9 protein-coding genes, 1 pseudogene and 1 riboswitch are annotated in these 8,973 nt (G+C 41.2%); of the genes and pseudogenes, 3 read left to right on the forward strand and 7 right to left on the reverse strand.

Annotated elements, in window-relative coordinates; all coding sequences use genetic code 11:
- Positions 1 to 54: 54 nt before the first annotated feature.
- Positions 55 to 492, reverse strand: a complete 438-nt coding sequence (locus D0463_RS07190) for a ferritin-like domain-containing protein (RefSeq protein ID WP_117306661.1) — start codon at positions 490 to 492, stop codon at positions 55 to 57.
- A 492-nt stretch (positions 493 to 984) separates the two neighbouring features.
- Here D0463_RS07190 and D0463_RS19830 point away from each other — a divergent pair.
- The 3 genes and pseudogenes from D0463_RS19830 to D0463_RS07205 form a co-directional block, all read left to right on the forward strand.
- Positions 985 to 1,272: pseudogene (locus D0463_RS19830) on the forward strand (3D domain-containing protein); the annotation flags it as partial.
- 359 nt (positions 1,273 to 1,631) lie between these two features.
- Positions 1,632 to 2,546, forward strand: coding sequence for a ketopantoate reductase family protein (locus tag D0463_RS07200; RefSeq protein WP_117306665.1), 915 nt, complete (start codon positions 1,632 to 1,634; stop codon positions 2,544 to 2,546).
- Positions 2,547 to 2,652: 106 nt separating this feature from the next.
- Positions 2,653 to 3,114, forward strand: coding sequence for a GNAT family N-acetyltransferase (locus D0463_RS07205; RefSeq protein ID WP_117306667.1), 462 nt, complete (start codon positions 2,653 to 2,655; stop codon positions 3,112 to 3,114).
- Between the two features lie 170 nt (positions 3,115 to 3,284).
- Here the strand turns inward: D0463_RS07205 and D0463_RS07210 are convergent, their stop codons facing one another.
- From D0463_RS07210 to D0463_RS07240, 6 genes are all read right to left on the reverse strand, one after another.
- Positions 3,285 to 4,181: a sulfite exporter TauE/SafE family protein gene (locus D0463_RS07210; protein WP_117306669.1), complete on the reverse strand. Its 897-nt coding sequence runs from the start codon at positions 4,179 to 4,181 to the stop codon at positions 3,285 to 3,287.
- 98 nt (positions 4,182 to 4,279) lie between these two features.
- Entirely contained in the window at positions 4,280 to 4,885 is a 606-nt protein-coding gene (locus D0463_RS07215) for an NAD(P)-binding protein (protein WP_117306671.1), read from the reverse strand.
- Positions 4,866 to 5,627, reverse strand: a complete 762-nt coding sequence (locus D0463_RS07220) for a sirohydrochlorin chelatase (RefSeq protein ID WP_117306673.1) — start codon at positions 5,625 to 5,627, stop codon at positions 4,866 to 4,868. Before D0463_RS07220 ends, D0463_RS07215 begins: the two co-directional genes overlap by 20 nt.
- A gap of 304 nt (positions 5,628 to 5,931) precedes the next feature.
- The gene (cysC, locus tag D0463_RS07230; RefSeq protein ID WP_117306675.1) at positions 5,932 to 6,534 is read right to left on the reverse strand and encodes an adenylyl-sulfate kinase; all 603 of its coding nucleotides are present in this window, start codon (positions 6,532 to 6,534) and stop codon (positions 5,932 to 5,934) included.
- Between the two features lie 20 nt (positions 6,535 to 6,554).
- Entirely contained in the window at positions 6,555 to 7,703 is a 1,149-nt protein-coding gene (sat, locus tag D0463_RS07235) for a sulfate adenylyltransferase (protein WP_117306678.1), read from the reverse strand.
- Positions 7,704 to 7,785: 82 nt separating this feature from the next.
- Positions 7,786 to 8,499: a phosphoadenylyl-sulfate reductase gene (locus D0463_RS07240; protein ID WP_117306681.1), complete on the reverse strand. Its 714-nt coding sequence runs from the start codon at positions 8,497 to 8,499 to the stop codon at positions 7,786 to 7,788.
- A gap of 138 nt (positions 8,500 to 8,637) precedes the next feature.
- A riboswitch (SAM riboswitch) is annotated at positions 8,638 to 8,744 on the reverse strand.
- Positions 8,745 to 8,973: the final 229 nt, after the last annotated feature.

Below are 8,973 nucleotides of genomic sequence, written 5' to 3' on the forward strand. Positions count from 1 at the left end.
TATTAAGAAAAAGAAGGCTCCTGTCGTTAAACGGGAGCCTTCTTCCATGAAAAATTATAATCTCGGTTTTGTAAGGAAATATAAAAACCAGACAGCATGGTTTTGTTCGTCTGCTGAAGCTCTAGTGAACACTTCGCTTATCCTTACATCCTCGGATTGATCTGCGATATCCAAATAAAAATCGGTGGTTTCCTGTTCATCCTCGAAAGCAAATTCAAAAATTTCCTTTATTCCTTTAGGGCAATCTTTATTTCTAGTGATCTCCGGCTGTCTTCCAGCCAGATTGTAATAAATTTGAGTGAATTTTTCCAAATGGTTGTTTTCATCAATTATGATTTCACGTATGACCTCTTTTTCCTTTTCAGTTGAAACGATTTTCAACAGTTTGTTATAGCATTGAATCGCGTTAAACTCTCCATTAATGGCCTTTAGAACATCCCCCGCCAGGTTGTCGGGTTGCCGACTGAATGGATAACTATAATCGTAATACATACTTATCCCCCATATCTTTTTGTACATCATATGGGCCAAAAAAAGATAAGTGCTTGTCTGCCGATTGACTTTCAATTTCGTCAGAAACTATCACAATATTTTACCCTTTATTACAAATAGGAAACCAATGTCTTCATTTTGTAACATAATTAGTAATTTTATGAAACATCCCTGTTATATTTACTTGTTATTCTATTGATAGTACAAAAAAGGAGACTTATCATTTTGAAAAAAATTCTATTATATATTTGTTCAGCAACCTTTCTAGTATTTGGATTTTCTGAAGTGACATCGGCTGCTGGGACATATCAAGTAAAAAGCGGCGACACGCTTTGGAGTATAGCTAAAAAAAATAAAGTATCAGTTAACCAGATTAAAAGCTGGAATAAACTGAAAAGTGATAAACTAAAACCTAAGCAAGTCTTAAAGCTTTCAGGAACGACGGCAAAAAAGCCTGCAGCAATAAAGGCATCAGCCAAGAAAGTTTCATATAAAACAATCACAGTTTCAGCAACTGCTTATACCGCAAGCTGTAAAGGCTGCAGCGGAATTACTGCTACAGGCATTAACCTTAAGAAAAATCCTAAAGCTAAAGTAATTTCAGTCGATCCGAAGGTCATTCCGCTAGGTTCAAAGGTTTATGTGGAAGGCTATGGGGAAGCAATCGCGGCTGATAAAGGAAGCGCAGTCCGAGGCAATAAAATTGATGTATTCATCCCTAATAAATCAAATGCTCTCAAATGGGGCAGAAAAACTGTAAAAGTAAAAGTTTATAGATAATCAAACAGCCGGCATGATGCCGGCTGTTTTTTTGTGAATAGAAAACTACACATTGAATTCTCGAATTTCAAGAATGTCCCTATCCGCAGGAAGTTAGCTACAAAATAGAAATTGCCGCTCCGAAATCCGGAATCGCTACAAAATCAAAATGTCCGCTACTAAAGTCCCCCAATCGGCTACAATCATGAAGAAATTAGCTACAAAATATAAATTACCGCTACGAAATCTGGAACCCTCGGCGAAATCCCAAAATGACTGCCTTATTCGGCGAGTTCTCTTTATAATTTTAGATTCGTTAAATACTCAAACAATTCCAACAAATGTTATAATACCTTTAAAAACTGAGTGAGGCGTTGTCTATGAATATTGTAATTGTCGGGGCGGGTGCTTTGGGAGCATATTATGGAGGCAGATGGGAAGAAGCCGGACAAAGCGTGCAGTTTTTAGTGCGAAAAAACAGAGCGCGTCAGCTTAAGGAACAAGGCTTATACATAACAAGCACCCATGGAAACTATCCATTTGATAAAGTAGACTTTACTGAAAATGTCGAAGAAATCAAGAACCCGGATTTAGTCGTGCTTGCTGTAAAAGGCTATCATTTAAAAGGGACGATTCCCTCCTTGAAAACTCTTGTAGATAAAGGAGCTAAGGTTCTTCCGGTGCTGAATGGGATAGAGCATATCGCGATTCTCCAACAGGAATTGGGTGAAGAGGCAGTCATTGGCGGGAGCGCTTATATCATCGCAACACTTGATGATAAAGGCCATGTCGTTCATTCAAACCAGCAGCATGACCTTGTGTTTGGCCCGCTCCATCCTTCTCAGCAGGAAATTTGCAACGAGCTAGAGGCCATTTCAAGCAAAGCTAAAATGAACAGTCGACTATCCAATCAAATCCTATGGGAGCTATGGAATAAATATATGTTCATTAACGCATTTTCAGGCGTTACCACCGCCTCAAACCTGCCAATCGGAAAAATACTATCCTACCCAGAAACCTCTGATTTATTAAAAAAGGTTTTAGTAGAAATGCAGCTGCTTGCCGGCACGCAAGGCATTTCAATTGTAGATGAACTAGTGAACCAGGCGCTCAGCAAATTTCAAACATTGCCTGAAGAGGCTACATCCTCCATGCATCAGGATAAAAGAAAAGAATTGACTCTTGAGGTCGATCACCTGCAAGGCGGCGCACTAAGATTAGCAGAAAAAGAAGGAATCTCCCTTCCGGTTACAGGCACACTCTACGGATTAATTAAGCCATATGAAAATTCATGATTAAAATCAAGAGCGAGAGGCTTGTCAAGGAAGCCTCTCTCCATATCCTCATGTTATATTTATGTACGTAATTGAGCAGTAGTTTCTTACAATCGGAGGATTCGAAATGTTTACCTGGAACACTTGCAATAACAAGACAATACTTCAGGAGCTTGAAGTAATGAACTCTAACCCGGAATACAATCGTATTTCAGAAGACAAAGCTTATCTGACTGAAGCTGACATCCTGAAGGAGCATGAGGACGAAATCGAAAAGGAACGATATATCGTCACATCCGAAAGCAGCCCGATTGCTATTGTCGATTTTACGATGTCCAATCCAAGAGATAAAAATCCTTGGCTTGGTCTGTTTATCATTCACAAAAACGCCCAAAACAAAGGATATGCAAAGACCATCTACTCCGAATACGAAAAATTGATGATAAAGAGACAGGTTAAAGAGGTTCATCTTGGCTGCTTAGTCAACAATGAACCTGGCATTCGCTTCTGGGAAAAAACGGGGTACAGCGTATATGAAGAAATTGACTTTAGAGGAAAGCCATTATATTGCCTGAAAAAAACCCTATAAAGTGAAACTTCCATAGGTCATCCCCCACCTATGGTTAGTTGAACCAATCGGACTTTTACGGGCAGTTGCTCCCCCATTTATCCTTGTTTTTCCATCCAAGTCTTGAGTGGGGGTCTTACTGCCCGTTAAAGCGGGATAATAAACTGAGTCCGATTCTGGACTCAGTTTTGTTAATTATCAATAGACGATTCAAAATTGTCCCTGTTTATGGTGATTAATTTTCTAATAGAGAAAAATAAAGCTAATCCCCATAATAAGACAATCACGCTATAAATAAATGAATAGTATTCAGCTAAGTTTGGCAGCCAGGCAGATAATAGGGTCCTAATGTTCACCAAAATAATGAATCCGCCAACAAACACGCCCATCGGCTGCGTCGGGATGATTCTGACGAGCCAGGCCGCAATCGGTGCTGCAAAGATTCCACCAAGCATTAAGGCACCTACCCACATCCAATTCACAGCATTCCAGCCTAACGAAATCATGAAACCCACAGTCGCTGATACCGCTACTGCAAATTCGGTGGTATCGACTGTTCCAATAACCTTACGAGCAGTCATCCCTTTTTTGGACAAAAGAATCGGGGTTGCAATTGGTCCCCAGCCCCCTCCGCCAGTCGCATCCGCAAACCCGGCAATCAATCCTAAAGGAATGGACTGTTTAAAAGGTAAAGGCGGGGATTCCCGTTCTTCAGTCGGTTTAAAGAGAAACAAAAAGCGGATGATGATATAAATACCCAATGCCAAAAGGAATGTAGACACATATGGCCTTACCAGATCACCAGGCAAATTACTTAAAAAAACGGCACCGGTAAAAGCTCCTATGGAACCAGGTATGATCAGACGGAAAACCATTTTCTTGTCTACATTCCCGAACCTTATATGTGATATTCCTGATGCGGCAGTCGTTACGACTTCTGATAAGTGAACGGAAGCAGATGCCACAGCGGGAGCGATGCCAAAGGCCAATAGAAGCGAGGAGGAGGTAACTCCATAAGCCATTCCTAATGAACCGTCAATCAACTGTGCAAGAAAACCAATAAAAGCTAAAACGAGTAACTTTTTCATCTAATCCCCCTTTTCCTATTGATTTGGTATGATTTACAGTGTGAGAAACCCGCTTGCTGTATACGCCTGTAAATCACTTTGGCATCGTTCTTGAACGATTACATGTCCAGCAGTCGGGATATGAATTTGTTTCTTTCTGTCTCCGAATCTTTATATTTTTCTGCTGCCATCTCGATTAAAAGATTTGATTTTTCAGTATCGGCTATATCGCTGTTCTTGATTTTTTTTCGCATTTCCCACAGAAAATCCAAATAGCTTTCATAGGATTCATCAAATTGTTCAAGTAAATCATTTCTGATTTTCTTTGCAAGCACCGGACTGGCACCGCCAGTTGACACACTTATCATCAGTCTTCCCCTTACTGCGGAAGCGGGGATGTGGAAGTTACCCAGTTCGTGGTCACTTGCGATATTAACCAGCTGATGATCCCCTGTATTTTTATGAATCTGTTCGTTTATTTCGTTGGAGTTTGTTGCCGCGATGACCATAAAAGCATGCACGTAATCAGACTTTTCAGCTTTTTTCAAAAACACCTTTATCTTTCGATCATCCTGGAGCTTTTGGATCTCATTACATATTTCCGGACTGACGATATGAATAAGCGCTCCGGCTTTGAGCAGCGGGATTGCTTTTCGATACGCAATTTTCCCGCCGCCAATAATCACACAGAGCTTGCCTGTCATTTCAAGCACGATGGAATACACGGCCGTTTCCTCCCGAAAGTTCTGTAAATCTTTCTTGTAAGACGTCACCAATTAGCGGGTGATACCCAAGGTAATTGCACAAGATGAATTCCTTGTCATCATCTGCGTAGTCGCTTTTTAACGTCTTATGGATGGTATTCATCAAAATTCCGGTAAAGAGTAAATATGGAATGATAAATACTTTTTTATACGGGCTTTGTTTCGCAGCTTGCAGCCCTTGCTCCAAATCGGGATCCACTGCCGTTAAATAACAGGTATCCACTCTGTTTAAACCCGCCTTTTCTTTCAATAGCTGTGCTATTTGGGACAAATCTCGTTTTACGTCCGGGTCGCTGCTCCCTCTCCCAATCAAAAGAACCATAGATTCGCCGTTCAGTTCTTCCCGGGTTTCCTGGAGCCTTTCCATCAAGATATCAATCATATGATGATGGACGCCTATTGGCCTGCCGTACACCATTTCTACTTCCGGAAACCCCTTCCGAATTCTATCAAGTTCGTTCGGAATATCTTCTTTTGCGTGAACAGCTGTCAACAAAAGGACCGGAAGAACGGTGATTTTTGTTGCCCCTCTTTTGACGCACCTTTCATAAGCTTCCTCGATTGTTGGATCGGAAAGCTCCAGAAAGCAGTACTCCTGGATAGGAACAGGGTTTTGTTCCATACATTTTTTCACAAAAGAGATCGCTTCATCACATGCTTTTTTTATCCGGCTGCCATGACATATATAAAGAATCGCTTCCATTAAACTCCCTCACTAACAAGCAGTCTTTCATCCATTTTCAGTTGCTCAAACCAGCTGATTTTTTGCCGCATTTTTATGACATTAATTAATCGATCTATACTATACCATCTGCCTGTTGCATGCTTTTTAAACCTCTTAGTGTAATCTTCAGACCCCGCACCGATCATCCTTGAATATCAGAAACTTTATTGTGGTAATGAATGCTAACATCAAAGATTTTACGTCCGTCTGCTTGTTGTTTTCTTATCCCTATCTAATTATATTAGGAGGATCTTGCTCACGTTCATTGTACTTCTTCGTGTGCTCAAATAAAATTTCGCTTCGTTAAATAGCTGATCAGCTGCTCTACACATTCATCAATTGAAAAGCGGTCCGTTTCAAGAACAAATTCTGGATTCTCAGGTTCTTCATACGGTGAGTCGATACCGGTGAAATCCTTGATTACTCCATCACGTGCTTTCTGGTATAAGCCTTTAGGATCACGGGTTTCGCATTCATCCAACGGACATTTTACATAGACCTCGACGAATTCGTCTTCTTCCAGGAGACCTCTGACTAGATTGCGGTCCTCCTTAAAAGGAGAGATGAAGGCCGTCAAGACCACCTGTCCGCTGTCCACAAACAATTTTGAAACTTCGCCGATTCTGCGGATATTTTCTTTTCGGTCTGTATCCGAAAAACCGAGATCTCCATTCAAGCCATGGCGGATATTATCGCCATCCAATACATAATTACTGATTCCGGCTTTATATAGCTTATTTGCCAATTCATTTGCTACAGTCGATTTTCCCGAGCCGGAAAGTCCCGTAAACCAGATGACAAAGCTATGATGGGCATTTTGAACCCTCCGAAATTCCTTTGTGAGTGATTGTTCATGCCATGTAACATTAGAACTTGCAGTAGCCAATGTGAGTCCTCCCTTTTCCTTTAAGCTTTTACCGTCGGTTGTTTCATGCCTTTAATCAGGACTTCAATTACTTCTTTGCGGCTGAATGTACTAGGCGGGATTTCTCCATTTCGGAGCATCTCCCTGACTTTCGTTCTGGATAAAATAACATGATCTTCTTTTCCATGCGGACATGTTTTCGTCGAAGCCATGTTTTCACATTTCTTGCAGTAAAAGCTATGTTCAAAGAATAATAGATTGATTCCTAACTCATCATCTGTGAAGTTGCTGAAGATTTTCTGAGCATCATATGTTCCATAATAGCTGCCTACTCCGGCATGGTCGCGGCCTACAATGAAATGGGTGCAGCCATAATTCTTTCTGACCATCGCGTGGAAAATAGCTTCCCTTGGCCCCGCGTATCTCATTGCGGCAGGGAACACTGATAAGAAAACCCGATCTTCAGGATAATAATTTTTAAGCAAAACCTGGTAGCTTTCCATCCGGATATCAGCTGGAATATCATCAGACTTTGTTTCCCCAACAAGCGGGTTCAACAATAATCCATCCACAATCTCAAGGGCTGTTTTTTGGATATATTCATGGGCTCTATGAACCGGATTCCTTGTTTGGAAACCGACGATCGTCTTCCATCCTTTTTCCTCAAAGATCCTTCTGGTATCCTTTGGATCAAGATGAAATTCCTGAAACGTTTCACGGGCGATTCTTTTCACCAGCTGGATCTCTCCGCCAATATAGACATCGCCTCTGCTGTATAACTTGTGAACGCCTGGATGTTCATCACTGTCTGTCTGATAAACAGCCTGGGCTTCTTTCTTTTTATCCGGCTTATAAATATCGGCAACCTTGATTACACCGTATGTTTTGCCATCATGCACAAGCCTGACTTCTTCACCGATTGAAATGGTTTCCGCCACTTCCGAGGTTACCGGCAATGTAATGGGAATGCTCCACACATTTCCATCCGCAAGTCGCATTTCGTTTACAACCGAATTATAATCCGTTTGCGTAAAAAATCCGACAATCGGGCTATATCCTCCAGTCGCGATCAATTCAAGGTCGCTAAGGGCCATTCCGTCCAATTCAATTTCCTTATCAATCTCATACGTATTATATTCAGGGTTCCAACGGTTAATCAGTTCTCCCCCATGTGGTTTGCTTACAGTCATTTTTAAACCTCCTATTATTAGAAAAGCGTAAGCGGACGCTTACGTTTTGATATCTTTGTAGATAGTCGCTCCCTAAACTCTATTAAGTATGCAAACCGCATTCTGTTTTCCCTGAACCGTTCCAGCGGCCGGATCTCATATCCTCTTCATTAAAGGCCGGTTTTGTGCACTTCTCGCAGCCGATGCTCGGATATCCGCGATCATGCAGAATGTTATAGGGCAACCCTTGCTTATGGGCATAACGCCAAACATCCTTCCAAGTCCAATGGATAAGCGGGCAAACTTTTATCGAATTAAATTTATTGTCTTTATTAATGAACTGAGTATTCTTTCTTGTTTCAGACTGTTCCCTTCTTAACCCTGATAACCAGGCTGCGGGACCGGAAAGCACTTCATTCAGCGGGATCACTTTTCTTATCTCACAGCATTTATTCGGTTCTCTTTCCCACAATAGATCACCATGCTCCAAAGCTTGTTCTTCAAGCGTAAGAGCCGGCTTCTTCATCTCGATTTGTAATAGGGGATACCGCTTTTTCACCTGATCTATCAATTCATAAGTCTCTTTAAAATGGAGATCCGTATCCAAGAAAACAATCCTTGCCCGCTCATTAACCTTCGAAATCAAGTCAATTAAGACAATGCCCTCAATTCCGAAGCTGCAAGCGTATACTAATTCATCGCCATAGTGGCCATAAGCCCACTCCAGAACCTCCAGCGCCCCTTTTGTGTCATTATCAATCGGGAAATCCACAGGGGTAAACGTATCGAAATCTTTATAAACCAATAAATTGCTCATAATTGCCCCCTCATAAAAAAGGCAGTATAACAGAGAACTGTTAATACCGCCTCTAGTTTGTCTAGTCAGCTTTGTTTATCTGCATTAAAAAAATCTTCCCACTTTGGAAAGACATCACAGGCCATGTAATCAACACACACCTTATCTTCCAAAATGACTTCCATTTTGTTGGATTTAGCACCTTGCATGATCTGCAGGTTGCCGGACATCACTGGGCCAATTCCCTCCGCCGCTCTTGATAAGTTTAATTATTAAAAATAATAACATAATGACACTCAATGTCAATAAGTTTTCTGATTAATTTACTCGGATATAAAAAAGTTGCAACGCCTTGCCAATACGGATCGTCGGGTAGACCGCCATATGCAATGTCAGCACTAGACGTTCAGGGTGTTGCACCTGGATATATTTAAATTTAAGGCTCTGTTAAATTCCATTGTTGATTTTCAAATGGTCATGGAATCTACTCGCTTT

Origin of the sequence: Bacillus sp. V59.32b (assembly GCF_003429085.1) — a bacterium.
In the GTDB taxonomy this organism is placed as follows: Bacteria; Bacillota; Bacilli; order Bacillales; family DSM-1321; genus Peribacillus.

Bases quoted from the DNA above. Each gene is read 5' to 3' on its own strand.
- D0463_RS07190 (WP_117306661.1), bottom strand. From the start codon at position 492: ATGTATTACGATTATAGTTATCCATTCAGTCGGCAACCCGACAACCTG.
- D0463_RS07200 (WP_117306665.1), top strand. From the start codon at position 1,632: ATGAATATTGTAATTGTCGGGGCGGGTGCTTTGGGAGCATATTATGGA.
- D0463_RS07205 (WP_117306667.1), top strand. From the start codon at position 2,653: ATGTTTACCTGGAACACTTGCAATAACAAGACAATACTTCAGGAGCTT.
- D0463_RS07210 (WP_117306669.1), bottom strand. From the start codon at position 4,181: ATGAAAAAGTTACTCGTTTTAGCTTTTATTGGTTTTCTTGCACAGTTG.
- D0463_RS07220 (WP_117306673.1), bottom strand. From the start codon at position 5,627: ATGGAAGCGATTCTTTATATATGTCATGGCAGCCGGATAAAAAAAGCA.
- sat (WP_117306678.1), bottom strand. From the start codon at position 7,703: ATGACTGTAAGCAAACCACATGGGGGAGAACTGATTAACCGTTGGAAC.
- D0463_RS07240 (WP_117306681.1), bottom strand. From the start codon at position 8,499: ATGAGCAATTTATTGGTTTATAAAGATTTCGATACGTTTACCCCTGTG.